The organism is Nonomuraea sp. NPDC001636 (assembly GCF_040298265.1).
Taxonomy (GTDB): Bacteria; Actinomycetota; Actinomycetes; order Streptosporangiales; family Streptosporangiaceae; genus Nonomuraea.
This window is the reverse complement of record NZ_JBEOZT010000033.1, coordinates 1-25,609: the sequence shown is the minus strand read 5'-3', so window position 1 is coordinate 25,609 and position 25,609 is coordinate 1. Positions and strand designations below refer to the sequence as shown.

Annotated in this window: 24 protein-coding genes and 1 pseudogene; 17 read left to right on the top strand and 8 right to left on the bottom strand. The window is 73.4% G+C overall.

Annotated features, from left to right (window positions below; genetic code table 11):
* The first annotated feature begins 4 nt into the window (after positions 1-4).
* Positions 5-922, top strand: coding sequence for an NADP-dependent oxidoreductase (locus ABT158_RS42465; RefSeq protein ID WP_352363602.1), 918 nt, complete (start codon positions 5-7; stop codon positions 920-922).
* 87 nt (positions 923-1,009) lie between these two features.
* On the opposite strand, the gene ABT158_RS42460 is transcribed toward ABT158_RS42465, so the two are convergent.
* A complete protein-coding gene (locus ABT158_RS42460) occupies positions 1,010-1,651 on the bottom strand; it encodes a class I SAM-dependent methyltransferase (protein ID WP_352363600.1) in 642 nt (213 codons plus the stop codon).
* 119 nt (positions 1,652-1,770) lie between these two features.
* Between ABT158_RS42460 and ABT158_RS42455 the strand changes: the two genes are divergently transcribed.
* The 5 genes from ABT158_RS42455 (at position 1,771) to ABT158_RS42435 (ending at position 7,461) form a co-directional block, all read left to right on the top strand.
* Positions 1,771-2,343: a TetR/AcrR family transcriptional regulator gene (locus ABT158_RS42455; protein ID WP_352363598.1), complete on the top strand. Its 573-nt coding sequence runs from the start codon at positions 1,771-1,773 to the stop codon at positions 2,341-2,343.
* A 202-nt stretch (positions 2,344-2,545) separates the two neighbouring features.
* A complete protein-coding gene (locus ABT158_RS42450; protein ID WP_352363596.1) occupies positions 2,546-4,390 on the top strand; it encodes an ABC-F family ATP-binding cassette domain-containing protein in 1,845 nt (614 codons plus the stop codon).
* A 139-nt stretch (positions 4,391-4,529) separates the two neighbouring features.
* A complete protein-coding gene (locus tag ABT158_RS42445) occupies positions 4,530-5,489 on the top strand; it encodes an alpha/beta hydrolase (RefSeq protein WP_352363595.1) in 960 nt (319 codons plus the stop codon).
* On the top strand, positions 5,486-6,793 hold the full coding sequence (locus ABT158_RS42440) for a sensor histidine kinase (protein WP_352363593.1): 1,308 nt from the start codon (positions 5,486-5,488) through the stop codon (positions 6,791-6,793). Before ABT158_RS42445 ends, ABT158_RS42440 begins: the two co-directional genes overlap by 4 nt.
* Entirely contained in the window at positions 6,790-7,461 is a 672-nt protein-coding gene (locus tag ABT158_RS42435; RefSeq protein WP_352363591.1) for a response regulator, read from the top strand. Before ABT158_RS42440 ends, ABT158_RS42435 begins: the two co-directional genes overlap by 4 nt.
* A 2-nt stretch (positions 7,462-7,463) precedes the next feature.
* Here the strand turns inward: ABT158_RS42435 and ABT158_RS42430 are convergent, their stop codons facing one another.
* A complete protein-coding gene (locus ABT158_RS42430; protein WP_352363589.1) occupies positions 7,464-7,742 on the bottom strand; it encodes an antibiotic biosynthesis monooxygenase family protein in 279 nt (92 codons plus the stop codon).
* Between the two features lie 58 nt (positions 7,743-7,800).
* Here ABT158_RS42430 and ABT158_RS42425 point away from each other — a divergent pair, with 58 nt between their 5' ends.
* The gene (locus ABT158_RS42425) at positions 7,801-8,385 is read left to right on the top strand and encodes a TetR/AcrR family transcriptional regulator (RefSeq protein ID WP_352363587.1); all 585 of its coding nucleotides are present in this window, start codon (positions 7,801-7,803) and stop codon (positions 8,383-8,385) included.
* Positions 8,386-8,551: 166 nt separating this feature from the next.
* Complete coding sequence (locus ABT158_RS42420) at positions 8,552-9,295, top strand: SDR family oxidoreductase (protein ID WP_352363585.1); 744 nt, start codon at positions 8,552-8,554, stop codon at positions 9,293-9,295.
* 7 nt (positions 9,296-9,302) lie between these two features.
* On the opposite strand, the gene ABT158_RS42415 is transcribed toward ABT158_RS42420, so the two are convergent.
* The gene (locus ABT158_RS42415; RefSeq protein ID WP_352363583.1) at positions 9,303-10,793 is read right to left on the bottom strand and encodes an FAD-dependent monooxygenase; all 1,491 of its coding nucleotides are present in this window, start codon (positions 10,791-10,793) and stop codon (positions 9,303-9,305) included.
* Between the two features lie 47 nt (positions 10,794-10,840).
* Between ABT158_RS42415 and ABT158_RS42410 the strand changes: the two genes are divergently transcribed.
* The 3 genes from ABT158_RS42410 to ABT158_RS42400 all read left to right on the top strand — a co-directional run bounded on the left by ABT158_RS42410 (position 10,841) and on the right by ABT158_RS42400 (position 14,791).
* Entirely contained in the window at positions 10,841-11,497 is a 657-nt protein-coding gene (locus ABT158_RS42410; RefSeq protein ID WP_352363581.1) for a TetR/AcrR family transcriptional regulator, read from the top strand.
* A 79-nt stretch (positions 11,498-11,576) separates the two neighbouring features.
* Positions 11,577-13,964: an ATP-binding cassette domain-containing protein gene (locus ABT158_RS42405; protein WP_352363579.1), complete on the top strand. Its 2,388-nt coding sequence runs from the start codon at positions 11,577-11,579 to the stop codon at positions 13,962-13,964.
* A complete protein-coding gene (locus ABT158_RS42400) occupies positions 13,961-14,791 on the top strand; it encodes a sugar nucleotide-binding protein (RefSeq protein ID WP_352363577.1) in 831 nt (276 codons plus the stop codon). Before ABT158_RS42405 ends, ABT158_RS42400 begins: the two co-directional genes overlap by 4 nt.
* Positions 14,792-14,815: 24 nt before the next feature.
* Here the strand turns inward: ABT158_RS42400 and ABT158_RS42395 are convergent, their stop codons facing one another.
* The 3 genes from ABT158_RS42395 to ABT158_RS42385 all read right to left on the bottom strand — a co-directional run bounded on the left by ABT158_RS42395 (position 14,816) and on the right by ABT158_RS42385 (position 16,300).
* Positions 14,816-15,229, bottom strand: a complete 414-nt coding sequence (locus ABT158_RS42395) for a VOC family protein (protein WP_352363575.1) — start codon at positions 15,227-15,229, stop codon at positions 14,816-14,818.
* A 77-nt stretch (positions 15,230-15,306) separates the two neighbouring features.
* Positions 15,307-15,855, bottom strand: coding sequence for a copper chaperone PCu(A)C domain-containing protein (locus ABT158_RS42390; RefSeq protein ID WP_352363574.1), 549 nt, complete (start codon positions 15,853-15,855; stop codon positions 15,307-15,309).
* 130 nt (positions 15,856-15,985) lie between these two features.
* A complete protein-coding gene (locus ABT158_RS42385; RefSeq protein ID WP_352363572.1) occupies positions 15,986-16,300 on the bottom strand; it encodes a hypothetical protein in 315 nt (104 codons plus the stop codon).
* 236 nt (positions 16,301-16,536) lie between these two features.
* On the opposite strand from ABT158_RS42385, the gene ABT158_RS42380 reads away from it, so the two are divergent.
* The 3 genes from ABT158_RS42380 to ABT158_RS42370 all read left to right on the top strand — a co-directional run bounded on the left by ABT158_RS42380 (position 16,537) and on the right by ABT158_RS42370 (position 20,658).
* Positions 16,537-17,694, top strand: coding sequence for an AI-2E family transporter (locus tag ABT158_RS42380; RefSeq protein ID WP_352363570.1), 1,158 nt, complete (start codon positions 16,537-16,539; stop codon positions 17,692-17,694).
* Positions 17,695-17,795: 101 nt separating this feature from the next.
* Positions 17,796-18,269, top strand: a complete 474-nt coding sequence (locus tag ABT158_RS42375) for a hemerythrin domain-containing protein (protein ID WP_352363568.1) — start codon at positions 17,796-17,798, stop codon at positions 18,267-18,269.
* Between the two features lie 193 nt (positions 18,270-18,462).
* Positions 18,463-20,658 (top strand): SulP family inorganic anion transporter, encoded by a 2,196-nt coding sequence (locus ABT158_RS42370; protein WP_352363566.1) that lies wholly within the window; start codon positions 18,463-18,465, stop codon positions 20,656-20,658.
* Positions 20,659-20,697: 39 nt separating this feature from the next.
* Here ABT158_RS42370 and ABT158_RS42365 read toward each other — a convergent pair whose 3' ends face one another.
* On the bottom strand, positions 20,698-21,657 hold the full coding sequence (locus tag ABT158_RS42365) for a YbgA family protein (RefSeq protein ID WP_352363768.1): 960 nt from the start codon (positions 21,655-21,657) through the stop codon (positions 20,698-20,700).
* Positions 21,658-21,730: 73 nt separating this feature from the next.
* Between ABT158_RS42365 and ABT158_RS42360 the strand changes: the two genes are divergently transcribed.
* A complete protein-coding gene (locus ABT158_RS42360) occupies positions 21,731-22,252 on the top strand; it encodes a hypothetical protein (RefSeq protein ID WP_352363564.1) in 522 nt (173 codons plus the stop codon).
* Positions 22,253-22,291: 39 nt separating this feature from the next.
* Here the strand turns inward: ABT158_RS42360 and ABT158_RS42355 are convergent, their stop codons facing one another.
* Positions 22,292-22,699 carry an ATP-binding protein gene (locus tag ABT158_RS42355; RefSeq protein ID WP_352363562.1) on the bottom strand — a complete coding sequence of 136 codons (408 nt, stop codon included), beginning with the start codon at positions 22,697-22,699 and terminating at the stop codon, positions 22,292-22,294.
* Between the two features lie 313 nt (positions 22,700-23,012).
* Between ABT158_RS42355 and ABT158_RS42350 the strand changes: the two genes are divergently transcribed.
* Entirely contained in the window at positions 23,013-24,959 is a 1,947-nt protein-coding gene (locus ABT158_RS42350; protein WP_352363560.1) for a glycoside hydrolase family 71 protein, read from the top strand.
* Between the two features lie 261 nt (positions 24,960-25,220).
* A pseudogene (locus tag ABT158_RS42345) lies at positions 25,221-25,609 on the top strand (DNA-directed RNA polymerase subunit beta); the annotation flags it as partial.

Here is a 25,609-nt window from a genome sequence, read left to right as displayed (position 1 = left end):
CGCGATGAAGGCTGTGCGGTTCCACGAGTACGGCGGGATCGACGTCCTGCGGGTGGAGGAGGTCGAGCGTCCGGCGCCGGGCCCCGGTCAGGTGCTGGTCGAGGTGCGGGCGGCCGGGATCCAGCCCGGCGAGACCATGATCCGCCAGGGGGCGCGGCACGGGCGCTGGCCGGCGACGTTCCCGTCCGGGCAGGGCAGCGATCTGGCCGGCGTGGTGGTGGCGGCCGGTCCGGAGGTGCGCGGGTTCGCGGTGGGCGACGAGGTGCTCGGCTTCACCCATCGCAGGGCGAGCCACGCGGAGTTCGTCGTGGCCGACGACGTGGCGCTGACCCTGCGGCCCGTGGGGCTGCCCTGGGAGGTGGCCGGGTCGTTGTACGTGGCCGGCACGACGGCGTACGCCACGGTGTTCGCGGTCGATCCGGGGCCGGGGGAGACGGTGGTGGTGTCCGGGGCGGCGGGCGGCGTCGGGTCCATCGCCGTGCAGCTCGCGCGGCGGCGGGGCGCGACGGTGATCGGGCTGGCGAGCGAGGCCAACCACGCCTGGTTGCGGGGGCACGGCGTCGTGCCGGTCGCGTACGGGGAGGGCGTGGCCGGGCGGATCCGGTCGGCCACCGGCGGCAAGGTGCACGCGTTCATCGACACCTACGGGGACGGTTACGTCGATCTGGCGGTCGAGCTGGGCGTGCGGCCCGACCGGATCGACACGATCTGCGACTGGGCGGGTGCGGCCAGGGTCGGCGCGCGGACGTACGGGGAAGGGGCGGCCGCCTGCGCGGTCGTGGTCGGGGAGCTGGCCCGGCTCGCCGCGCGGGGGGAGCTGGAGGTGCCGATCGCCCGCGTGTACCCGCTGGAGCGGGTCCGGGACGCCTTCGGCGAGCTGGAGCGGCGGCACACCCACGGCAAGATCGTCCTCAGGCCGTGACGACGGCCTGCGGACGGCCCGCGCCCGACACGGAACACCGCGCGCGGGCTACGGAGGGGTCGCTCTGCGGTGGAACAGCGCGCGCGGCTATGGACGGGTGGCGCGGACGTGGAACAGCGCGTGCGGCAGGTCGCCTTCGGTCTCCACCAGGAACCCCGCAGCGGGGATCAGCGTGCCGAGCAGGGCGCGCAGGTCATGGCGCATCGCGGGACCGGCCAGCGCGCCGACGACGCGGCGGGCCAGCGCGCCGGTCGGCGGCCGGAACTCGGCCACGAGCAGCCGCCCGCCCGGACGCAGCACGCGGAACATCTGGCGCAGCGCCTCCGGCCTGGCCGCCACGGGCATGTGGTGCACCGCGAAGCTGGAGACGACCAGGTCGAACGAGCCGTCCGGGAACGGCAGGTCCTGGCCCTCGCCGACCACGTAGTCGCAGTTGGCGGGGGCGCGCCGGGCGGCGTACCCGATCATCTCGGGGGACGGGTCGAGGCCGGTCACCCGGCCGCTCGGGGTGACCACGGGCGCGATGATCCGCGTGAGGTAGCCGGTGCCGCAGCCGACGTCGAGCACGCGGTCGCCGGCGCGCGGCCCGGCGGCGGCCAGGCGGGTGAACGCGGCCCGGCGTCCGCCGAGGAACGCGACCGCGCTGAGCAGCTCGTACCGGCGCGGGTAGTCGATGGTGCCGCCGGACTCGGCGTGCTCTTCGTGGTGGTGCAGAAACCTTCCCAGCATGGCGGTTCCTCCGGTCAGTTGCCGAACAACCTGTTCGGTAATGAATGATGTGTTCGTACGGGACGCGGGTCAACGAGCAGATCGGCCGTGGCGTCCGGTAGCGCACAGGGAGGGGGAAGGTGTCCGGAGACCGGCGGGTGCGGCGCACGCGGCGACGAGTCCGGGAGGCGCTGGTGTCGCTGATCCTGGAGAAGGGCTACGAGGCGGTGACCGTCACCGACATCATCGAGCGGGCCGACGTCGGCCGCTCCACGTTCTACGCCCACTTCTCCGGCAAGCAGGAGGTGCTGCTCAGCAACCTGGCCGAGCTGGCGTTCCTGCGGCGTCCGCCGGGCGGCGGCGCGCCGGGGGAGCTGTTCGCGTTCAGCCTGCCGATGTTCGAGCACGTTCGCGAGCAGGAGCGGCTGGTGCGCGCCCTGCTCGGACGGCGTGGCGGCGGGCCGGTGTACGCCCGGGGCGAGCAGGTGGTCGCCGACCTGGTCAGGGCCGACCTGCTGGCGGCGGGCGCGCGGGAGCAGGCCGGGCTCGACCTGCTGGTGGTGTGCGTGGTGGGGGCGTTCATGGGGCTGATGCGGGCCTGGCTGGACGGCGTGACCGCCGCCTCGCCCGCCGAGCTCGACGCCGCCTTCCGCGCGGCGGTCACCCCGGGCGTCCGAGCCGTCCTGGGCCCGTCCGCGGGGTGCGGCACGTAGGCTACGGTGGGAACGTATGTGATCTACGGTCAGGAGACCGGACATGGCAGGTGACGACGACATCTCCGGGTGACACCGGAGACTGATCGGCCCGGGCGTGCGCGCGTGAGCGCCGCCGACGTGGGCCTTTCCGTCGTTCCACGAAACCCTGTCCCCTTCACCGGGCGGCTTCGGCGCGCCCGCGTCCTCCTCCGAGGTTCACATGCTCTCCAACCCCTGCCCGCCGGCCGGCGACGCGCTGCTGGCTCACGATCTCGTCCGGACGCTGGGCACGCGGCGCGTGCTCGACGGCCTCTCGCTCACCGCCGCCCCCGGCCGCCGGATCGGGCTCATCGGCGAGAACGGCGCGGGCAAGTCCACGCTGCTGCGCCTGCTGGCCGGCGTGGACGAGCCCGACTCCGGGACCGTCGTCCGCCCCGCCGACCTGGGCTTCCTGCACCAGGAGCTGCCGTTCGCGGCCGAGGACACGCTCGCCGACGTGCTCGACGACGCCCTGCGCGAGGCGCGCACGGACCTGGCCGAGCTCGACCGGCTCAGCCAAGAGCTGGCCGGGTCGCCGGACGACGCCGCGCTGCTCGAAGCGTACGGGGCCCGGCTCGACCAGGCGCAGCAGCACGAGTCCTGGGACGCCGACCGGCGGGCGGAGATCGTCCTGGACCGGCTGGGCCTGGGCGGCGTGCCGGGGACGCGGGCGCTCGGGTCGTTGTCCGGCGGGCAGCGCGGCCGGCTCGCCCTGGCGGCGCTGCTGATCAGGCGGCCCGCCGCGCTCCTGCTCGACGAGCCCACCAACCACCTCGACGACGACGCCGCCGTCTTCGTGGAGGAGGAGCTGCGCGGCATGACCGGCGTGGTCGTCGTGGCCAGCCACGACCGGGCCTTCCTCGACGCGGTCTGCACGGACCTGCTCGACCTCGACCCCGCCGTGGACGGCCCCGTCCGGTACGGGGGCGGCTACAGCGCGTACCTGACCGGGAAACGCGCCGAGCGCGAACGCTGGGAACGGCGACACGCGGCCGAGCAGGAGGAACTGGACGAGCTGCGCCGCGCCGTCGCGGTGACCGCGCGGCGGGTGGCGCAGGACGGGTTGCGCCGCGACAACGAGAAGATGGGCTACGGACACCGCGCCGGGCGGGTGCAGCAGCAGATCTCCCGGCGGGTGCGCGAGGCCGCGCGCCGGCTCGCCGAGCTGGAACGCGAGCAGGTCCCCGCCCCACCGCCCCCACTACGCCTCCGCCCCCGCCTCACCGCCCCCCTCCCTCCCCCCGAAGGCCCGCAGGAGCACCGTGACGACGCGGCGCTTCCTCCCCTCGAAGGTCCGGAGGGAGATCGTGGCGACGGAGCGCTTCCTCCCCTCGGAGGTCCGGAGGGAGATCGTGGCGACACCGCCCTCCCTCCCCTCGAAGGTCCGGCAGTGGATCGTGGTGGCGCGGTGGGCCGGGGTGGTGGGGTTTTGGTGTCGGCGCGGGACGTCCGGGTGGCGGGGCGGCTCGCGCTCGACCGGCTCGACCTGCGGGAGGGGGACCGGCTGCTGGTCACCGGCCCGAACGGTGCGGGCAAGTCCACCCTCCTCGCGGTCCTGTCCGGCGACCTGGAGCCGGCCGGGCGGGTACGGCGGCGGCCGGGGCTGACCGTCGGCCTGCTGCCCCAGGACACGACGTTCGAGCACCCCGCCCGCACGGTGCGGGAGACCTACGAGCGGGCCCTCGGGCCGGAGCGCGCCGAGGCCGTGCCCCTGCGTTCGCTCGGCCTGATCCGCGCCCGCGACGCGAACCTGCGGGTGGGGGAGCTGTCCGTCGGCCAGCGCCGCCGCCTCGCGCTGGCGCTGCTGATCGCCGACCCTCCCGACGTGCTGCTGCTCGACGAGCCCACCAACCACCTGTCGCCGGGCCTGGCCGACGAGCTGGAGGCCGCCCTGGCCGCGGACGGCCCCGGCGCGGTCGTGGTGGCCAGCCACGACCGCTGGTTGCGCGCCCGCTGGCGGGGCCGCCGTCTGCACCTGCCCGGGGAGGGCGTGACGTGCCTCCCCCAGGACCGGGGGGAGGGCTGACGAGAGGGGTGGCGAGAGGGCTGACGTACGTCCCGTAGTACCTGGGAGCTACGCGGGAAGTGAGCTCCGCAGCGGGAGGCGCGCGGCCGGGGGCGATCCGTAGCGTCGGGGGAACCGTCCCCCCGTCGGAAGGGTTCCCATGGGCAACCGCGGCCGCCGCCTCCTGCTCGCCACGCTCGTCGCCGCCTCGGTGGCGGGCCCGGCGGCGTGCGTGTCGGGGGAGGTGCCGGCGCCCGTCCCCGGCGTCGCGCCGCCGTCCGGGCTCGCCGGGCGGTACGCCGCCGGGCGCGCGGCGATCCTGGCGGCCGGGCGCGACGCCGTCCGGCACGGCCACCGGCGCCGGGCCGCCGCGCTGCGCGAGATGGCCGATCCGGCCCGCCGGTTCCTGTCCTTCGACGGCCGCGACGCCGGCCGGGCCGTCGAGGTGTTCGGCGACCTGGCCACCGCCGTCCGGATCGCCGTGCTGGTGCCGGGCGCGGGCATCACCCTCGACAAGTACGGCCTGCTGCGCGGCGGCTCGATGCGCCTGCGCGCCGCGCTGGGCGGCCGGTCGGCCGTGATCGCCTGGCTCGGGTACGCCACCCCGAGCAGCGTGAGCCTCCAGGCGCTGACCCTCGACCGCGCCGACCGGGCCGCCCCCGCCCTGCGCGCCTTCCTGGACGAGCTGCGCGCTCTCCGGCCCGGCGCGCGCATCTCGCTGCTGTGCCACTCCTACGGCTCGGCGGTGTGCGGCCGGGCCGCGCCCGGGCTGGACGTGGCCGCCCTCGTCCTGTTCGGCAGCCCCGGGGCGGGCGTGGCCGACGCCGCGGCGCTGCGCACCCGGACGCCGGTGTGGGCCGGGCGCACGGCCGGGGACTGGGTCGGCCGGCTGCCGCACGCGTTGGTCGAGCTGCCGTCCGGCACCCTGGGGCTGGGCGCGGACCCGGTCGCGCCCGGGTTCGGGGCGCGGGTGTTCGACGCGGGCGGCGGCGGCCACAGCGACTACCTGGCGGCCGGATCGACGGCGCTGGCGAATCTCGCGCGGATCGTGACCGGCTCACCCGTAAGCTGGACCAAGGGTGTAAGCCAGGACAGAACGAACGTGGGCGAGGGCGGATGAGCAGGCTGCGCAAGGCCCTGGCCACGCTGGGCGCGGACCTGTGGACCATGGCCCCCGACCCCCTGCCGCGCATGGGCGGCCCGCGCGCCCTGTCCCGGCTCCCGCACGTCGCCGTCGCCCTGTACGCGCTGGTCATGGGCCTGTACCCGGGCGGGGAGGGCATCGACCCGACCGTCCCGCTGCTGGCCATGGCCATGGCGGCGGCCATGGTGCTGGCGATGTGGCGCCCGCTGGCCGCCTGGTGGGCGACGATCGTCCTCGTGGTCGCCGGGGCGCGGTCGGGCATGGTGTACGTGTCGGAGCAGCTGAGCTTCCCCTGGATGGTGCACCCCGAGACGTACGAGCGGCTCCCCTTCCCGCGCGCCGACCCGACCGCCTTCCCGTGGACGGGCTCGGGCGTCGCCCTGCAGGCCGGCGTGCTGTTCCTGCTGGCGCTGCGGGTACGCCCCGGCCTCGCCGTCAAGGCGCTGGTGATCACCACGCTGACCGTGGTGGCGATCGTGGTGCTCATGCCCGAGGCCAACGGGGGCGGCCTGGGCGCGACCGCCCTGCTCGCCGACGCGGTCGCGGTCGCCGTCGGGGCCGGGGTGCGCCAGCTCAGGACGACCCGTACCCGGCTGGAGGCCCAGGAGGAGCTGACGGCCGAGGAACGGGCCCGCCGCACGCTGCTGGAGGAGCGCGGCAGGATCGCCCGCGAACTGCACGACGTCGTCGCCCACCACATGTCGGTGATCTCCATCCAGGCCCAGGTCGCGCCGCACCTGGTGGACGACCCGCCGCAGGAGCTGCGGGAGAACCTGGCCGGCATCCGGGAGAACGCCGTGGAGGCGCTGACCGAGCTGCGCCGGGTCCTGGGCGTGCTGCGCGCGCAGGACCAGCCGGCCGACGCGCCGCAGCCCACGCTCGACCGGCTGGAGGAGCTGCTGGCCAACGTGCGCGGCGCGGGCGTCACGCTCACCGCCGAGATCGCCGGGCAGGCGCGCCCGCTGTCGCCGGGGGTGGAGCTGTCGGCGTACCGGATCGTGCAGGAGGCGCTCAGCAACGCCATGCGGCACGCCCCGGGCGCGGCGGTGACGGTCCGGCTGACGTACCGGCCCGCTGCCCTGGCGATCCGGGTCGTCAACGAGCCGCCCGCCAGGCCGGCGCGGCCCTCGCCGGGCGCCGGGCACGGGCTGCTCGGCATGCGCGAGCGCGCCGCCATGCTGGGCGGCGACCTCGTCGCCGGGCCCACCCCGGACGGCGGCTACGAGGTCAGCGTGTTCCTGCCGGTCGACTCGCAGAAAGGCGTCCAGGTCACCTCATGACGAGCATCCGCGTGCTCATCGCCGACGACCAGGTCATGGTCCGCCAGGGCTTCACCGTGCTGCTCAACGCCGAGCCCGGCATCGAGGTCGTGGGCCAGGCGGTCAACGGGCTCGACGCCGTCGCCAAGGTCGCCGAGCTGGACCCCGACGTCGTCCTCATGGACGTGCGCATGCCCGAGCTGGGCGGCATCGAGGCCACCCGGCGGATCGCCGCCCGTCCGGACGCGTCGGCGAAGGTGCTCGTGCTGACCACGTTCGACCTCGACGACTACGTCTACGAGGCGCTGCGCGCCGGGGCGTCCGGCTTCCTGCTCAAGGACGCCTCGGCGGCCGAGCTGGCCCACGCGGTGCGGGTGGTGGCGACCGGGGACGCGCTGCTGGCCCCGAACGTCACCAAGCGCCTGATCGCCGAGTTCGCCCGGGTGAGCCGCGGGCCGCGGGCGCCGCTGAAGGAGCGCGTGGGCGACCTGACCGAGCGCGAGACCGAGGTGCTGGCGCTGATCGCGCAGGGCCTGTCGAACGCCGAGATCGCCGAGCGCCTGGTGATCGCCGAGCAGACGGTCAAGACCCACGTGAGCCGGATCCTGGTCAAGCTCGGGCTGCGCGACCGCACCCAGGCGGCGGTCTTCGCGTACGAGACGGGGCTGGTCCGTCCCTCGGGCTACTGACCTCAGGCGGCGGCCAGCCGGACGATCTCGCGCGGCCGGGCCTCGCGCTCGTCGAAGGCCACGTCGACGTCGGCGGCGCCGAGCGCGGCCAGCGACGCGGCGAACGCCTCGTCCGACTCCCAGCGCACGATGGAGACCACCGCCTCCTCCGACAGCCAGCACTCCGCCGACAGGCAGCCGGGCATGCTCCGGAACGCCTCGGCCACCTTGCGCACCCGCCCGACGAACTCCTCCCGGTGCGCGGCGTGCGGGTAGTGCGTGGCGATCATGGCGACGTGCACGGGACTCTCCTCTGTGTTGGTTAACATAGAATACGATTGATAGCACAGAGGAGGTGGCGTGACAACGCGACGGGAACAGACCAGCAACGAGAGCCGCGAGCTCATCCTCAACGCGGCGGCCGAGCTGTTCGCCGAGAAGGGCTACCGGCAGACCACGTTCCACGACGTGGCCGCCCGGTCGGGCATCAGCCGCGGGTCCATCCCGTGGCACTTCGGCGGCAAGGAGGGCCTGCTGCTGGCCGTGCTCGAACGGTCGGTGGCCAGGGTGCGCGACGGCCTCACCGACGCCCCCGAGGGCGAGCCGGACTTCGGGCCGTTCGACCAGGGCGTCGGCGCGATGTTCGCCCTGCCGACCACCAAGCTGTTCGTCACCCTGCTGGTCGAGGCGCTGGAGCCCGGCTCGCCCATCCGTGACCGCTACGTCGAGATCCACGACACGCTGCGCGACCACTGCAGGCGCTGGCTCGAACGCCTGCCGCTGCCGCCGGGCCTGCCGGTGGAGCCGCTGGCCGTCGCGCTCATCGGCGCCGGCATCGGCATCCACCAGCAGTGGCTGGTCGCCCCCGAGCGCGTCGACGCCGGCGCGGCCCTGGCCGTCCTGCGCGCCCTGGTGGCCGGGGCGCTGCCGCCCGCGCACGACTGACCTCGGCCGCGGGCGCCCTTCTCGCCGCCCCGGCCGTACGGACATGACAGGACATCGCCGGGTAATGGAGGCGTCACGACGGGTGCCGCCGGGCCGCCGGCTGGACATGACATCAGCCGGCGACCGGACGGCACACGAGGTGCCCCGGGCGATGAGGGAGGTCGTCATGAAGGTTGTCGTGGTCGGCGGGACCGGCCTGATCGGATCGAAGCTCGTGCGCAGGCTGGCCGGAGAGGGGCACGAGGCGGTCGCCGCGTCCCCGAGCACCGGCGTCGACACCCTCACGGGGGAGGGGCTGGCCGAGGCCCTGGCGGGGGCGCGGGTCGTGGTGGACGTCTCCAACTCGCCGTCGTTCGAGCGGAGCGCGGTGCTGGAGTTCTTCGAGACCTCCACCCGCAACCTGCTGGCCGCCGGGGCGGCGGCGGGCGTCGGCCACCACGTCGCGCTGTCGGTCGTGGGCACCGAGCGCATGCCCGACAACGGCTACTTCGCCGCGAAGATCGCCCAGGAGCGGCTGATCGAGAAGTCCGGCCTGCCGTACTCGCTGGTGCACGCGACGCAGTTCTTCGAGTTCGTGCGGGGCATCGCCGACGAGTCGGCCGCGGGCGGCGCGGTGCGCATCGCGCCCGTGCTGTTCCGGCCCGTCGCGGGCGACGACGTCGCGGCGGCGCTCGCCCGGGTCGCGCTCGGGGCGCCCCTGAACGGCCGGACCGAGGTCGCCGGCCCCGAGCAGTACCGGATGGACGAGTTCTTCCGCGACGCGCTGGCCGGCCTCGGCGACCCGCGCGAGGTGGTCACCGACGAGCACGCCCGCTACTTCGGCAGCGAGCTGACCGAGCGCTCGCTGGTGCCCGGCGACGACGCCACGCTGGGCCGGACCACGTACCAGGAGTGGGCGGCCGGCGAGTAGGGGGCCGTCAGAACCAGGCGGCCAGCGCCTCCTCCAGCGCGGCGTCCGGCGCGTCGCCCGCCCAGGCGACGACGCCGTCCGGCCGGACCAGCAGGCCGCCGAAGTCGCGGACGTCCACCGGCTCGGCCGCCAGCACCGGCACCCGCGGGTCGGCCGCCAGACCGGCCCCGAGGTCCAGCAGCAGCCCGCGCCCCTCGTGCAGGTGGTCGCCGACCCGGGTGCCGTCGGCCAGCTCCAGGTCGGGGACGCTCCGGCCGACCAGCGGGTGGCCGCCGGGCAGCTCGTAGCGGTGCCAGACGCCGGAGAGCCGCTTGACGAAGTACGTGGTGCCCGCGGTGGTGCCGATCAGGTCGGACACGACGGCCCGCAGCGCCCGGGAACGGGCCTCGGGCCGCATGAGCTCCACCTGGGCGCGGGTCCAGTCGAGCACCCACGCGCCGATGGGGTGGCGCTCGGCGGTGTAGGTGTCCAGCAGCGCCTCGGGCGAGCGGCCCCGGACGACGGCGGCGAGCTTCCAGCCGAGGTTGACGGCGTCGCCGATGCCCAGGTTGAGCCCCTGGCCGCCGAAGGGCGAGTGGACGTGCGCCGCGTCGCCGGCCAGCAGGACCCGGCCGAGCCGGTAGCTGGTGGCCTGGCGGGCGTTGTCGGTGAAGCGGGTGGCCGTCCTGACGCCGGTGACGGTGACGTCCACGCCGGAGACGGCCCGCAGGCTGGCCTGCAGCTCCTCGGCGGTGACCGGCGCGGTACGGTCCTCGGGCGGCCCGTCGAACTCCACGGTCAGGATGCGGCCGGGGGTCGGCCCGTTGGCGTAGGTGCCGGTGTCGGTGTGCGTCCAGCCGGTGCCGAGCCCTTCGGCGCCCTCCATCGTCACGACGGCCTGGTGGCCGGTGATCTGCGGGGGCGTGCCGGGGAAGTCGAAGCCGGCCAGGCGGCGCACGGTGCTGCGGCCGCCGTCGCAGCCCACCAGCCAGCCGCAGCGCAACTCCCGCTCGCCCGCCCGCACGACGACGCCGTCGGCGGAGGGCTCGAAGCCGGTCAGCTCCACGCCGCGCAGCACGTCCGCGCCGAGCTCGGCGGCCCGTTCGCCGAGCACCCGCTCGATGTCCTGCTGCCGGATGCCGGTCAGGCGGGCGGCCGGCCCGCGGTCGGCGAAGTCGGGGTCGCTCTCGTCCACCAGGTCGGTCAGCAGCCACAGCCCGGCGAAATGCCCGGCGAAGGCGGACATCTTGGGCTGCCCGGCCGGCGTCGCGCCGTCCCGCTGGGCCATGAACGCCTGAAACGCCTTCATGGTCTCGGCCTGGGCCTTCTCCAGCACCGGGAGCAGCCCGCGCCGGTAGAAGGCCTCGGCGGTGGGCGTGTTGACCGAGCCGGCCTTGACCGTCTGGTCGATGTCGGTCAGCCGCTCCAGCACCGCCACGCGCACGTCGTGCAGCCGCAGCTCGCAGGCGAGCATCAGGCCGACGGGGCCGCCACCGGAAATGATCACGTCGTAGTCCATGGCGAAAACTATACCCGACTAAATTTTAAGTGCGATACACTTTTTTCGTGAATGAGACTCCATCGCTCCGCGAACGCAAGAAGGCCGAGACCCGCAGGCGCATCTCCGACCACGGGTCGATGTTGTTCTACGAACGCGGCTTCGACGAGGTGACCATCGGCGAGATCGCCGAGGCGGCGGACGTCTCCAAGGTGACGGTGTTCAACTACTTCCCCCGCAAGGAGGACATCTTCTTCGACCGCGTCCCCGAGGTGGTCGACCTGGTCACCGACACCGTCCGGGGCCGCCGGGCGGGCGAGCCGGTGCTGTCCGCGCTGCGGGACATGCTGGTCCGGCACGCGCGCGAGGGCCACCCGCTCGGCGGGGTCGACGACCGGTTCGTGCACTTCTTCCGGGTGGTGGCCGGCTCCGCGGCGCTGCGGGCGCGCGCCAGGGAGATCGCCGACGAGCTGGAGGCCGTGCTCGCGGCGCTGATCGACGAGTCCGGCGAGGGGCTGCCCGGCCGGCTGACCGCGGCGCTGCTCGTCGGCGCCTACCGCTCGGCCTTCCTGGCCACCGCGGCCCGCCAACTGGCCGGGGAACGGGCCGCCGACGTGCTTCCCGACCACGTCGCGGCGCTCGACGTGGCGTTCGACGTGCTGGCACGGGGGCTGGCGCCCGTCCGGTCAGGATCGGAGAAGCATCCACCCCGCGACCCGCACTAACGTGAGGCCGTACCCACGTGGCCGGCCGGATTCGGCCCGGCGACGCCTACGGGGGCCCGCGCGAGAAGATGGAGAGACGATGAGCACGCACACGCCGCCCGAGCGGCAGATCGCCGACAGCCACGATCTGATCCGCGTCCACGGCGCGCGCGAGAACAACCTCAAGGACATCAGCGTCGAGATCCCCAAGCGCCGGCTGACGGTGTTCACCGGCGTGTCCGGCTCGGGCAAGAGCTCGCTGGTGTTCGCCACCATCGCCGCCGAGTCCCAGCGGCTGATCAACGAGACCTACAGCACGTTCGTCCAGGGGTTCATGCCGACGCTGGCCCGGCCCGAGGTCGACGTCCTGGAGGGGCTGACCACCGCGATCATCGTCGACCAGCAGCGGATGGGCGCCGACCCCCGCTCCACCGTCGGCACCGCCACCGACGCCAACGCCATGCTGCGGATCCTGTTCAGCCGGCTCGGCCGGCCGCACATCGGCTCGCCCAACGCCTACTCCTTCAACGTGCCCTCGGTCCGCGCCAGCGGCGCGATCACCGTCGAGCGCGGGTCCAGCAAGACGGTCCGGCAGAGCTTCACCCGCCTGGGCGGCATGTGCCCCAAGTGCGAGGGCCGCGGCACGGTCTCCGACATCGACCTCACCCAGCTCTACGACGACTCCAAGTCGCTGGCCGACGGCGCCTTCACCATCCCCGGCTGGAAGTCCGACAGCTTCTGGACCGTGCGCGTCTACGCCGAGTCGGGGCTGCTCGACCCCCACAAGCCGATCCGCGACTTCACCGAGCAGGAGATGCGGGACTTCCTCCACCGGGAGCCGACCAAGGTCAAGGTCGAGGGCGTCAACCTCACCTACGAGGGCCTGATCCCGAAGATCCAGAAGTCCTTCCTGTCGAAGGACAAGGAGGGCATGCAGCCGCACATCCGCGCCTTCGTCGAGCGGGCGGTCACCTTCACCACCTGCCCCGAGTGCGACGGCACCCGGCTCAGCCCGGAGGCCCGGTCCTCCAAGATCGACGGCGTCAGCATCGCCGACGCGTGCCGGATGCAGATCACCGACCTGGCCGGGTGGATCCGCGGCCTCGACCAGCCGTCCGTGGCGCCGCTGCTGGCCACGCTGGGCCGCACGCTCGACTCCTTCGTCGAGATCGGGCTGGGCTACCTGTCGCTCGACCGGCCGGCCGGCACGCTGTCGGGCGGCGAGGCGCAGCGCGTCAAGATGATCCGCCACCTCGGCTCCTCCCTCACCGACACCACCTACGTCTTCGACGAGCCCACCATCGGCCTGCACCCCCACGACATCCAGCGGATGAACGGCCTGCTGGTCAGGCTGCGTGACAAGGGCAACACCGTGCTCGTCGTCGAGCACAAGCCGGAGGCCATCGCCATCGCCGACCACGTCGTCGACCTGGGCCCCGGCGCCGGCACGGAGGGCGGCACGGTCTGCTTCGAGGGCACCGTCGAGGGGCTGCGGGCCAGCGGCACCGTCACCGGCCGCCACCTCGACGACCGGGCCCGGCTGAAGGACGAGGTGCGCAAGCCCACCGGCGCCCTGGAGATCCGCGGGGCGAACAAGCACAACCTGCGCGACGTCGACGTCGACATCCCGCTCGGGGTGCTGGTCGTCGTCACCGGCGTGGCCGGCTCCGGCAAGAGCTCGCTCGTGCACGGGTCCGTACCGGCCGGCGCGGGCGTGGTGTCGATCGACCAGAGCCCGATCCGCGGCTCGCGGCGGAGCAACCCGGCGACCTACACCGGCCTGCTCGACCCGATCCGCAAGGCGTTCGCCAAGGCCAACGGCGTCAAGCCGGCCCTGTTCAGCGCCAACTCCGAGGGCGCCTGCCCCAACTGCAACGGCGCCGGCGTCCTCTACACCGATCTGGGCGTGATGGCCGGCGTCGCCACCGTCTGCGACGAGTGCGAGGGCAGGCGCTTCCAGGCCGAGGTGCTGGAGTACCGCCTGGGCGGCCGGAACATCAGCGAGGTGCTGGCGATGCCGGTGACCGAGGCCGAGGAGTTCTTCGGCGCGGGCGAGGCGCGCACCCCGGCCGCGCACGCCATCCTCGGCCGGCTCGCCGACGTCGGGCTCGGCTACCTCAGCCTCGGCCAGCCGCTCACCACGCTGTCCGGCGGCGAGCGGCAGCGGCTCAAGCTGGCCACCCAGATGGCCGAGAAGAGCGGCGACGTCTACGTGCTCGACGAGCCCACCACCGGCCTGCACCTCGCCGACGTCGAGCAGCTGCTCGGCCTGCTCGACCGGCTGGTCGACGGCGGCAAGTCGGTGATCGTCATCGAGCACCACCAGGCGGTCATGGCGCACGCCGACTGGATCGTCGACCTCGGCCCCGGAGCCGGTCACGACGGCGGCCGGGTCGTCTTCGAGGGCACCCCCGCCGACCTCGTCGCCGCCCGCTCCACCCTGACCGGGCAGCACCTGGCGGCCTACGTCGGCGGCACGTCCGCATGAGGCTGCTCGTCGTCGGCGGCAGCGGCTTCCTGGGCGCCGAGCTCGTCCGGCAGGGCGCGGCGGCCGGGCACGAGGTGACCGCGACCTGCCACACCCGTCCGGGGGAGGCGGCCGGCGTCGCCTGGGCGCCGCTCGACGTGCGCCGGCGCGCCGACGTCGAGGCGCTGGTCGCCGCGGTCCGGCCGGCGGCGGTGGTCAACGCCGCCTTCCGGCAGCGCGACTGGGCGACCACGGCCACCGGGGCCGCGAACGTCGCCCTGGCCGCCGCCGCGGCGGGCAGCCGCCTGGTGCACGTCTCCAGCGACACGGTCTTCTCCGGCGCGGCGGTCCGCTACGACGAGACCTGCCTGCCCGACCCGATCACCCCGTACGGCGCGGCCAAGGCGGCCGCCGAGACCGTCGTGGCCGCGGTCGCGCCGGACGCGGTGATCGCCAGGACGTCGCTGATCCTCGGCGGCGGCCGCTCGTCGCACGAGGCGCTGGTGCACGCCCTGGCCACCGGCACGAGGCAGGGCGTGCTGTTCACTGACGACGTGCGATGCCCGGTGCACGTCGCCGACCTCGCCGCGGCCCTGCTGGAGCTGGCCGCGGCCGGCCCGCCCGGCGTCCGCCACGTCGCCGGGGCCGACGCGGTGAGCCGGTACGAGCTGGGCCTGCTCGTCGCCCGCCGCGACGGGCTCGACCCGGCCCGGCTCCCGGCGGGCCGGCGCGCGGACTCGGGCGTGCCCGGCCCGCTCGACGTGCGCCTCGACTGCACCGCCACCCAGCGGCTGCTGCGGACCAGGCTGCGCGGCGCGCGCCGGTTCCTCGACCCGGCCCGCCCCTGACCTCGCCGCCCGCGCTTCGCCGGGTCAGGGCCGCTGGTTGATGCGGATCAGGTTGCCCGCCGGGTCCCGCACCGCGCAGTCGCGCACCCCGTACGGCTGCTCGGCCGGCTCCTGGACGATCTCCGCGCCGCTCGCCGCCAGCCAGTCGAAGACGGCGTCGAGGTCGTCGGTCGACAGGTTGATGCCAGCGAAGGTGCCCTTGGCCATCATCTCGACGATGGTGCGGCGCTCGTCCTCGGTGATGCCGCAGCCGTCGGGGACCGGTGGCTGCAGCACGATCGACGTGCCGGGCTGGCCCGCGGGGCCGACCGTGATCCAGCGTTTCCCGTCGTAGCCGACGTCGCCGCGCACCTCGAAGCCGAGGGCGTCGCGGTAGAAGGCGAGGGAGGCGTCCGGGTCGTCGTGGGGGAGGTAGCTGGAGTGGATGGTGATGTCCATGCCGGTCACGCTAGTTCGGCCGGTCCGGACGGCGCTTCTCGATTCCTGACCGCCGTCCGTCCGGGCCTCCGGCGGCCTCAGCTGTGGCCCGGGACGGGCGTGCCGGCGCCCCGCTCCAGCGGCAGCACCGGGACGCGCAGTGTGGTCGTGCCGGTGGTCAGGCGGAAGGTGACGTCGATCGGCGTGGCCCCGAGCGGGCGGTCGATGTCGAGGATCTCCAGGTGCGGACGGCTCTGCCCCTCCTGCAGCGAGACGGTCGAGCGGGCCGGGACGGTCACGTTGACCTCCTCCTGCGCCGCCCCCGGCCCCGCGCGGTAGACGACCTTCCTGGCGTGCACCGTGCTGACGCCGTCGAGCTTCTGGGGCTGGTCGCTCTCGTTGACCAGCGTCAGGTAGAGGCCGAGGTCGTCGCCCGCCTTCTGCTGTTCCATGGACGGGGCCAGGATGTGGACGTGCAACAGCCGCATCGCCCCCACCTGCCCGTCGACCAGCCCCTCGCGGACCGTGCCCTGCGGGAGGGGCGACTGCCGCTGCCCCGGGTTGCAGGCCGGCAGCAGCGCCAGCACGCACAGGGCCGACAGGAAGGGCAGCAGCAGCGCTCGCGGGCCCCGTGGTGATGTCCTCATGTTCGTGCCTTCGTGTGGTGTGAGGCCGGTGACGAGGCCACAGCGCGGGCCCGCTCGCACGAGCGCCGCCTGCGGGGGGTTGACCGCAACCACGATGTACCCCTTTGACCGGGCCCCATGCCGGACCCGCCTACCCGCCGGAGTCGCGGTAGAAGCTCAGACCGGCGTGCTCGGGGTCGGTGTAGACCTTCACCGTCCCGTCCGGGTACGCGGCGAACGGCAGGACGACGCCGTCGGGGCACGGGTGCAGGAACATCAGCGTCGGGCCCACGACGACGAACGAGCGGGCCTTCGGCGTGGCGTGCTCGGTGCCGTGCTCGGCCCGCCACCGGGCCACCCGGTCGGCCGCGCCCGGCTGCCTGGCGACGTCCTCCACCTTCCCGATCAGGTCCTCGATGGCGACCTGGTCGAGGATCTCGACCTGCACCTGCTGCGGTTCCCCCATGCCGTTCTTCCTTGGCTCGTGTCCTGCCCGGCCCCCCGCGACGGGGACACCGGCCGGCCGGTGAGCCCGCCGGCCCCGGGATGTGCGGCCTACCCTCTGCCCGGCACGGCGAAACGGCGCAGGTCAGCGCCTTGATCACCGGGCGGCGGCCCCGTCCGTGCCCCGAGGGGCGGCGGCGACGATAGACCTCGCCGCGGCCGGGCAGAGAAGGGGGTTTCTCAGGTTCAGGAGCCCCCATGTCTGGTGATCAGTCCATTTCCGCCGCCCCGCCGGGCGATCCCGGCGCGGCGTCGGCGGCCGCCCGCGACGGCCACGCCGCCGGCCCCCGCCCGGAGCCGACGGGGCTGCCCTTCGGCAGGCCAGGACGCCCGTTCGGCAGCACGCCCTTCGTCTTCGGGTTCACCGCCGCGCTCGGCGTGCTGACCGCCTGGCTGCTGGTCCAGGCGCTCACCGCCAGCGCCTCGATACTCCTGCTGATCATCGTGTCGTTGTTCCTGGCCGTCGGCCTGGACCCCGCCGTGCGATGGCTGGAGGAGCACGGCCTGCCGCGCTGGGCGGCGATCACCGCGGTGTTCACGGCGGTGATCGTGCTGTTCGCCGGGTTCGCCATGGCGATCGTCCCGGCGCTGTCGGAGCAGGCGGGGCAGTTCGCCGAGCAACTGCCCACCTACATCCAGCAGTTGCAGAACAACCCGCAGATCCGCGACCTGGACCAGCGCTACCAGCTCCTGGAGCGGCTGCAGGCGTACCTGACCAGCGGCGACCTCGGCCGGCAGGTGTTCGGCGGGCTGCTCGGCATCGCCTCGATCGTGGTCAGCGCCGTGTTCTCCACGCTGACCGTGCTCATCCTCACCCTGTACTTCCTGGGCGCGCTGCGCTCCATCACGCGCACCGGCTACCGGCTGATCCCGAGGAGCCGCAGGGACCGGGCCCGGCTGCTCGGCGACGAGATCCTCAACCGGGTCGGCGGCTACGTGGCCGGCAACCTGATCATCTCGCTGATCGCGGGCGTGACCACGTTCGTCTTCCTGTCGATCGCGGGCGTGCCGTACGCGCTGGCCCTGGCGATCATCGTGGCCCTCACCGACCTCATCCCGCTCATCGGCGCGTTCATCGGCGCGGGCATCGCCACGCTGGTCGCGCTGTTCGCCTCGCTCCCGGTGGCCATCGCCACCCTGATCTTCTTCGTCGTCTACCAGCAGATCGAGAACTACCTGATCGCGCCCAAGGTGATGAAGTCCTCCGTGGACGTGCCGGCCGCCGCCACGATCGTGGCCGCCCTCATCGGCGGCGCCCTGCTCGGCGTGGTGGGCGCCCTGCTGGCCATCCCGGTCGCCGCCGCCGTCCAGGTGATCGTCAACCACGTGGTGCTGCCCCGTCAGGAACGTCACTGAGCGCGCCGGGTGTGAGCGCCTGACCTCGGGGTACCTGGGGCGGACCCGACGCCCGGCATCCCTCGTCCCCGCCGGGCGTCCCGACCCCAGGGAGGCCGTCCATGGACGCGATCGTGCTGCTCAAAGAGGACCACAAGACCGTGGAGAAGCTGTTCAAGGAGTTCGAGAAGGCGGGCCAGGACGCCCACAAGACCAAGCAGAAGATCGTCGCGCAGGTCATCGAGGAGCTGACCGCGCACACCTACATCGAGGAGAAGATCTTCTACCCGGCCGCCCGCTCGGGCGTCCCCGACACCACCGACCACGTCCTGGAGAGCGTCGAGGAGCACCACGTCGTCGTGTGGATGTTGTCGGAGCTGAAGGACCTCGACCCGGCCGACGAACGCTACGACGCCAAGATGACGGTGCTCATGGAGAACGTCCGCCACCACGTCGAGGAGGAGGAGAAGGAGTGGTTCCCGCAGGTGCGCGAGTCCATGGGACGCAACCGGCTGCAGGAGCTGGGCGAGCAGATGGCCAAGGCCAAGGCCGAGGCCCCGCGTGACCCCCTGAAGATCCCCAGCGCCTCCTCCTAGCCACGGCGCGGGATGGAACGGCTTGTGGCGGCCACGGTCACCGTGAGTTGCGAGGACGCCGCGCGGTAGGGCGACGCGGCAGGGCGGCGCGCCGGACAGCAGGGACATGTCCGGCGCGTTTTACCGTCGTCCGACGTGGGGTTGATCTGGCACTAAGGTGTGCCGCATGAATATAACTACGGAGAGTAGCATCATGCGTACTCTCAGACACGATGTGCCGGCATCGCTGGTGGTGTTCCTCGTCGCGGTGCCACTCTCGCTCGGCGTCGCCCTGGCCGCGGGCGCGCCACTGGCCGCCGGGCTCGTCGCCGCCGCGGTCGGCGGCATCGTCGCCGGGCGGCTCGGCGGCTCGGTGGTGCAGGTCAGCGGCCCGACCGCGAGCCTGACGGTGGTGATCGCCGGTCTCGTGCAGACCTACGGCTGGCGCGCCACCTGCCTGATCACGATCATGGCCGGCGGCCTGCAGGTGCTGCTCGGCGCGTTCAAGGCGGCGCGGGCCGCGCTCGCGGTCTCACCCGCGGTCGTCCACGGCATGCTGGCCGGGGTCGGCATCATCATCGCGCTCGCCCAGCTGCACGTCGTCCTCGGCGGCAGCCCCGAGCAGTCGCCGTGGGCCAACCTGGCCGAGCTGCCCAGCCAGATCATGGACCTGCACGGCCACAAGGTCATGGTCGGCATCCTCACCATCACGGTCCTGCTGGCCTGGAGCCGGATGCCCAGGCACGTCCGGGCGATCCCCGCGCCGCTGGCCGCGCTGCTCGCCGCCGCCGTCACCGCCGCGCTGTTCGGCTGGAACGTCACCCGCATCGACCTGTCCGGCGCGATCACCGCGTGGGCGCCGCCGGTGCTGCCGGCCGGCGACTGGCAGCACATCGCCATGGGCGTGCTGCTGGTGGCGCTGGTGGCCGGGGCGGAGTCGCTGCTGTGCTGCGTGGCCACCGACAGCATGCACACCGGCCCCCGCTCCGACCTCGACCGCGAGCTGACCGGCCAGGGCGTGGCCAACATGGTGAGCGGCGTGCTCGGCGGGCTCCCGGTCGCCGGGGTGATCGTGCGCAGCACCACCAACATCCAGGCGGGCGCCCGCACCCGCTGGTCGGCGATCCTGCACGGCGTCTGGGTGCTGCTGTTCGCCCTCTGCCTGGGCTGGACGATCAAGCTGATCCCGATGGAGGCGCTGGCCGCGCTGCTGGTCTTCATCGGCATCAAGACCATCAGCCTGGGCCACCTCAGGAAGGTCCACGGCCACAACGAGGTGCCCGTCTACGTCATGACCATGTCCGGTGTGATCCTGGTCGGGCTGGCCGAGGGCGTCCTGGCCGGGCTGGCGCTGGCCGCGCTGCTGGCGCTGCGGCGGCTGACCCGGGTGACCGTGGACAAGCGGCAGGAACCCGGCGGGGTCATGCACGCGACGGTCTCCGGCTCGCTCACGTTCCTGGGCGTGCCCCGGCTGACCCAGGAGCTGCGCGCCATCCCGCCGGGCGTCGCCGTCGACCTCGACCTGAACATCGACTTCATGGACAACGCCGCCTTCGACGCGATCCACTCCTGGCGGCTGGACCACGAGCGCCTGGGCGGCACCGTCACGATCGACGAGCTGCACGACGAGTGGTACACGATGGCGGCCAGCGGCGGACGCATGTTCCCGGCCAAGAGCCCGCCCAAGGCGCCCGGCCGCTGGTGGCTGCCGTGGACCCACCGCGGCCGTCCGCTGTCGGCCACGGCGGCGATCGAGTGCCGCCTGGCCCAGGGCGCGGACGAGTTCCACAAGCGCACGGCCCCGCTGCTGCGGCCCATCTTCACCCAGCTCGCCACCCAGCAGCGTCCCTCGCACCTGTTCATCACCTGCGCCGACTCGCGGGTCGTGCCCAGCCTGATCACCTCCAGCGGGCCCGGCGACCTGTTCACGGTCCGCAACATCGGCAATCTGGTGCCGTGCGCCGGCTCCGAGCCGCACGACGACTCGGTGGCCGCCGCCATCGAGTACGCCACCGGCGTGCTGAGCGTGCACACCATCACCGTCTGCGGCCACTCCGGCTGCGGTGCGATGGCGGCGCTGCTGAAGGGCCCGGGGACCACCGAGGGCCTGCCGCAGCTCAGCCGCTGGCTGCGGCACGGCCGTCCCAGCCTCGACCGGCTCGGCGCGGGCGGCCACGACGCCTCCGCCGAGGACGCCGCCCTCGACGCGCTGTGCCGGCTCAACATCCAGCAGCAGCTGGAGAACCTGCGGACCTACCGCAAGGTCGACGAGCAGGTCAGGGCCGGGCAGCTGACGCTGGTGGGGCTGTACTTCGAGATCGGCTCGGCGCGGGTGCACCATGTGCCGCCGCGCGCGTCCGCCGCCCCCGAGTCGGACGGGCCGCTGCCGACCGGGCCCAGCCCCACGTAGGCGCGCCCCCGCCGCGCCGGTCCGCCCGGCGCGGCGGGGTCACACCACGTGGTTGCGCAGGCCCAGCTCCTCCGGGTAGGGGGAGAAGTACGTCTGGTCCTGGACGTAGGTGGCCGCCTCGCCGCGGGCGTGGTGGCGCAGCAACGTCAGCGGCACGCTCAGCGCCACCCGGTGCGCCGCGTACGAGCCGATGACCTCGGCCAGGTCGGCGCGGCGCACCGGGTCGAGCTCGTCGCCGAGCATGCCGAGGCAGTGCTGCAGCACGTTGACGTTGCGCCCGATCGACGCCTTGACCGCCATCGCCCGCCGGAACGCCGTGCCGTACTCCTCGGCCAGCTCCTCGCGCGGCCGGATGCCCGCGGCGGCGACCAGGCGGCCGGTCTCGCGGTAGCCCTCGGTGGAGTGGGCCAGCAGCTGCATCTTGTGCCGGGCCTGGAAGGCGACCAGGTCGCGCGGCCGCCAGTCGCTCTCCAGCAGCTCGCGCAGCCGCGCGTGGGCGAAGATGCGCTCGACGAACGCCTCCCGCAGGACGGCGTCGTTGAGCCGCCCCTCGTCCTCGACGGGCAGCAGCGGGTGGCCCTCGATCACCGCGTCGGCGAACAGGCCCCGGTTGTCGCGGGTCACCGCGTGGTCACCGGCGTAGAGCGGGATGCCGTGGATGCCGCAGCTCGGGCTCTTGGCCTTGAACACGTAACCGTCGGCCGCCAGCGCCGGGGAACGTTCGGCGGCCAGCTCGTCCATGGCGGAGGTGAGGTCGCGGCGGCTCTGCCGGGTCATCAGGCGGGGACCGGCGGGCGAACGCTCCAGGCGCAGCGTCTCGCGGGGCGCGCCGAGGCCGAGCTCCATCTCGGGGCAGATCGGCACCCAGTCCACGAACGGCGCGAGGTCCTGCGTCAGGAAACGGGCGCGGCTGTGCCCGCCGTTGTGCCGTACCGGCTCGCCGAGCAGACAGCTCGACACCGCCACCCGCGGCCTGCCCCAATCCTGCGCCTGCGCCATGTCCTGACAGATGCCCAGCTCGCGCCTCCGCACGCCACGAAGATTTGTCGCAACCAGGGCGTAGCGTTCAGGCATGACGAATGCGCACATTCCGCTTGATGGCGAGCAGTGGCAGCCTGGGGACCTCGTCGTCGACGCCGACGGCGGCCTGTTCACGCGCGCGAGTGCGCAGGACGAGGCCGACGGCGTGCCCTGGGGGCGTCCCCGGCACGCGGCGCGGCACGCCGACGGGAGCATCCACGTGCCGGCGGGCGAGGCGGGGGAGCAGGTGCCCGCCCGTCCGCTGACGTTGCTGCTGCGCGACGGGCGGCCGGCGTTGCCCGCCGTACCGGCCGACGCGGCGACGGTGCTCGGCACGCAGGCCCGCCAGACCGCGGCGCTGGCCGGCGTCGGCGGCCTGTTCCTGGCCGCCACCGCCTTCGACCCGGACGGCGCCGGCGACCCGAGGGCGGCCCGGCTGCGCGCGGACCTGCTGGACCACGTGGTGGTGGTCGACGACGCCGAGGAGCTGGCCGCGATGTTCGGCGGCGCGGCCGACGGGCTGCTGGTCGAGCTGGCCGAATGGCACCGGCGCAGCGTGGGCGAGACCGCCTGACCGGGGGCGGCCGGTCGCCCGCCCGGTCCGCTTCCCGGGTCAGGGGCCGGTGGGACGGGTGCGGGCCATGCGGAGGCGGACCTGGGAGGAGGCGCTGGTCTGGGTGATGACGAACTCGTCGCAGAGGCGGCGCATCACCCACAGGCCGTAACCGCCCGGCCCGACCTGGGGACGGGCGTCGGGGCAGGCGTCGGGCCGCAGGCTGCCCGCGTGGTCGTCGACGTCGACGGTGAGGAAGTCGTCGTCGGCCCAGATGTGCACCCAGCCGGCCCCGCCCGCGTGGTCGAGGACGTTGGTGACGGCCTCGTTGGCGGCGAGCGCGAGGTCGTCGCCGCGCTGGGAGGCGAGCCCGGCCTGGAACGCGTGGCGGCGGACGAGCTCCCGCAGCCCCGCGAGGTCCCGGCTGATCGGCCAGCTTGCGGCAGCGCCGGGGGAAGGCTCGGACATCGATCCCTCCTACCCGAAATCACACACCGTGTGCCCATGATGACATTGACTCGGTCGTGCGCGCAGGCCAAGCGGAGACAGAAAGGGCTGGTCCATCTTGCCCGAGTCGCGGCTTGCGCGCCATGCCCGACCAGGGAACCTTCCGGAGGCGGGCCGTCGGACCGCAATGACGTACCGAGGGGCCGAAAAATAGCATCGTTCCAAATGGGGGATTTATCCGGAAGTTCTGGCCGGTGACTCGATCTTGCTCCATCGTTGGCGATGCAACGCGGCTCCGCTGCTGCGGAGGCGTACCGAAAGCCAAGGGAGTTCCATGCTCAACCGATATCGGGCCCTGCCGGTCGCGGTGGCGATGCTCACCGCGCTGGCGGGTGCGGCGGCGCCCGCGCAGGCGTCCGCCGTCGCACCCCTCACCGTGACGTTCGCCGCCACGGAGGACGTGTTCATCAGCCAGGCCGAGCCGGCCAAGAGCTTCGCGACCGCGACCTGGATGAGCGTCTGCGGCACCGCGTGCGGCAGCGCCGCCGCGGGCCAGCGGGTCGGCCTGACCCGCTTCAAGGTCGCCGGGATCCCGGCGGACGCCGAGGACGTCAAGGTCACCCTGGACGTCGTCCCGGCCAGGACGACGGACACCACCGTGTCGGTCCGTCCCGTGACCGGCTCCTGGACCGAGGCGGCCACGACCTGGAACACCCGCCCCGAGTTCGGCGCCGCGCCCGTCGCCTCGCACACCGGTTTCACCGCCGGGACGACGGTCAGACTGGACGTGTCCGCCGCCGTCGAGGGCGACGGCACGTACGCCTTCGCCCTCACCGGCGGCGACGCCACCGCCACCGTGCTGATGTCCTCGCGCGAGACCGGGGACCGCGGCCCGAAGCTCACCGTCACCTACACCGAGGGCGGCGGCCAGACCGACGGGCCGCTGCCGTTCGTGCTGCCGGGGAAGGCGGCCCTGCGCGGGTCGGCCAAGAAGGTGTTCGCGCACTACTTCACCCCGTACCCGGTGTCGCTGGACAACCAGGCCCCGGCCGCCGACTACTACGCCAGGAACTACCTCAAGCCGGACGGCGAGAGCGGCAAGCACGCCGCCTACGGCGGCCTGCTGCGCGACCGGCCGGCCGGACGTGACCCCATCACCGGCGACTACGCGCTGGCCGACTTCAAGACCGAGGTCAAGCAGGCCATCGCGGCCGGCCTGGACGGTTTCACCGTCGACATCCTGTCGATCACCAGCGCCCACTGGACGCGGGTGCAGAACCTGATCAAGGCCGCCGAGGCCGTGGACCCCGGGTTCAAGATCGTGCTGATGCCGGACACGAACGGCCTGGCCTCGGTGGACAGCGCCGCGTTCGCCGCCGCGATGGCGAAGCTGGCCGCCTCGAAGTCGGTCTACCGGCTCGCCGACGACCGCCTGGTGGTGGCGCCGTTCAAGGCCGAGGGGCGCACCCCCGCCTGGTGGGCGGCCTGGATGAAGACGATGGAGACCGAGCACGGCGTCAAGGTGGCGCTGGTGCCCTGCTTCCTCGACTTCAACAAGTACCGGGACGCCTTCGCCTCGATCAGCTACGGCTTCGCCAACTGGGGCAACCGCAACCCGGCCGCCAACGCCGCCCTGGGCGGCAACATCGACCGCGCGCACGGCATGGGCAAGATCTGGATGCAGCCGGTGTCCGTCCAGGACGAACGCCCCAACCAGGGCGTCTTCGACGAGGCGGGCAACACCGAGAACCTGCGGGCGACCTGGAAGGGCGCGATCGACGGCAAGGCCGACTGGGTCCAGCTCACCACCTGGAACGACTACTCCGAGAACACCCAGTTCGCGCCGTCCAGGAACGCCGGCTGGACGTACCTGGACATCAACGCCTACTACCTGACCTGCCACAAGCTCGGCTGCCCGAAGATCACGAACGACGCGGCGTACCTGACCCACCGGGTCCAGCCGGTCGCGGCCCAGCCGTCCTTCGCGCAGACCAAGCTCATGAAGCTGCGCGGCGGCAGCACGGCCGCGCGTGACACGGTCGAGGTGCTCACCATGCTGACGGCGGCGGCCAAGGTGTCGGTGACCGTCGGCGGCACGACGCAGAGCTACGACGCGCCCGCCGGCGTGTCGGCCAGGACGTTCCCGCTGAAGGCGGGGACCGCGTCGGCGACCGTCACCAGGGGGTCGGCGGCGGCGGCCAAGGTGGTCTCGCCGTACCCGATCACCGCGACGCCGTACGTGCAGGACCTGCACTACCGCGCGGCCTCCAGCGAACGCTGACCGCGCGGGTCCGGGCCCGCGACCCGCGCGGGCCCGGCCTCCCGGCCGGGCACGTCTGACGGCGTCTGGAGTTGACGGGCGCGCCCTGCTGTGAAAAGCTGAAGGCGGCACCGAGGTTGACACTTATAGTAAGTGTGGACATTCGTTTCTCAGTTGAGTTATGCTGCTGCCTCGCGCTGCCCTTCGACGCCCCGGATTCCGGTCCGGGCGTTTGGCGTGCGCGCAGTTCGATTCCATCCGTGCCCTCCGGAAGGACAGCTGTTGGCAGCCTCACGTAGTGTTCCCGCTGGTCCCCGTCGTGTCTCTTTCGCGCGCATCCAGGAGCCCCTCGAAGTTCCTGATCTTCTCGCTCTGCAGACCGAGTCGTTCGACTGGTTGCTGGGCAACGAGAAGTGGAAGGGCCGGGTAGAGGCGGCTCGTCAGGCCGGGCGCAGGGACGTCCCGACCCAGTCGGGCCTCGAAGAGATCTTCGAAGAGATCAGTCCCATCGAGGACTTCTCGGGGACCATGTCCTTGTCGTTCCGCGACCACCGGTTCGAGCCGCCCAAGTACTCAGTCGATGAGTGCAAAGACAAGGACATGACCTTCTCCGCCCCGATGTTCGTGACGGCGGAGTTCATCAATAACACCACCGGTGAGATCAAGAGCCA

Bases quoted from the DNA above. Each gene is read 5' to 3' on its own strand.
- ABT158_RS42465 (WP_352363602.1), top strand. From the start codon at position 5: ATGAAGGCTGTGCGGTTCCACGAGTACGGCGGGATCGACGTCCTGCGG.
- ABT158_RS42460 (WP_352363600.1), bottom strand. From the start codon at position 1,651: ATGCTGGGAAGGTTTCTGCACCACCACGAAGAGCACGCCGAGTCCGGC.
- ABT158_RS42450 (WP_352363596.1), top strand. From the start codon at position 2,546: ATGCTCTCCAACCCCTGCCCGCCGGCCGGCGACGCGCTGCTGGCTCAC.
- ABT158_RS42445 (WP_352363595.1), top strand. From the start codon at position 4,530: ATGGGCAACCGCGGCCGCCGCCTCCTGCTCGCCACGCTCGTCGCCGCC.
- ABT158_RS42440 (WP_352363593.1), top strand. From the start codon at position 5,486: ATGAGCAGGCTGCGCAAGGCCCTGGCCACGCTGGGCGCGGACCTGTGG.
- ABT158_RS42435 (WP_352363591.1), top strand. From the start codon at position 6,790: ATGACGAGCATCCGCGTGCTCATCGCCGACGACCAGGTCATGGTCCGC.
- ABT158_RS42420 (WP_352363585.1), top strand. From the start codon at position 8,552: ATGAAGGTTGTCGTGGTCGGCGGGACCGGCCTGATCGGATCGAAGCTC.
- ABT158_RS42415 (WP_352363583.1), bottom strand. From the start codon at position 10,793: ATGGACTACGACGTGATCATTTCCGGTGGCGGCCCCGTCGGCCTGATG.
- ABT158_RS42405 (WP_352363579.1), top strand. From the start codon at position 11,577: ATGAGCACGCACACGCCGCCCGAGCGGCAGATCGCCGACAGCCACGAT.
- ABT158_RS42400 (WP_352363577.1), top strand. From the start codon at position 13,961: ATGAGGCTGCTCGTCGTCGGCGGCAGCGGCTTCCTGGGCGCCGAGCTC.
- ABT158_RS42395 (WP_352363575.1), bottom strand. From the start codon at position 15,229: ATGGACATCACCATCCACTCCAGCTACCTCCCCCACGACGACCCGGAC.
- ABT158_RS42390 (WP_352363574.1), bottom strand. From the start codon at position 15,855: ATGAGGACATCACCACGGGGCCCGCGAGCGCTGCTGCTGCCCTTCCTG.
- ABT158_RS42385 (WP_352363572.1), bottom strand. From the start codon at position 16,300: ATGGGGGAACCGCAGCAGGTGCAGGTCGAGATCCTCGACCAGGTCGCC.
- ABT158_RS42380 (WP_352363570.1), top strand. From the start codon at position 16,537: ATGTCTGGTGATCAGTCCATTTCCGCCGCCCCGCCGGGCGATCCCGGC.
- ABT158_RS42375 (WP_352363568.1), top strand. From the start codon at position 17,796: ATGGACGCGATCGTGCTGCTCAAAGAGGACCACAAGACCGTGGAGAAG.
- ABT158_RS42370 (WP_352363566.1), top strand. From the start codon at position 18,463: ATGCGTACTCTCAGACACGATGTGCCGGCATCGCTGGTGGTGTTCCTC.
- ABT158_RS42365 (WP_352363768.1), bottom strand. From the start codon at position 21,657: ATGGCGCAGGCGCAGGATTGGGGCAGGCCGCGGGTGGCGGTGTCGAGC.
- ABT158_RS42360 (WP_352363564.1), top strand. From the start codon at position 21,731: ATGACGAATGCGCACATTCCGCTTGATGGCGAGCAGTGGCAGCCTGGG.
- ABT158_RS42355 (WP_352363562.1), bottom strand. From the start codon at position 22,699: ATGTCCGAGCCTTCCCCCGGCGCTGCCGCAAGCTGGCCGATCAGCCGG.
- ABT158_RS42350 (WP_352363560.1), top strand. From the start codon at position 23,013: ATGCTCAACCGATATCGGGCCCTGCCGGTCGCGGTGGCGATGCTCACC.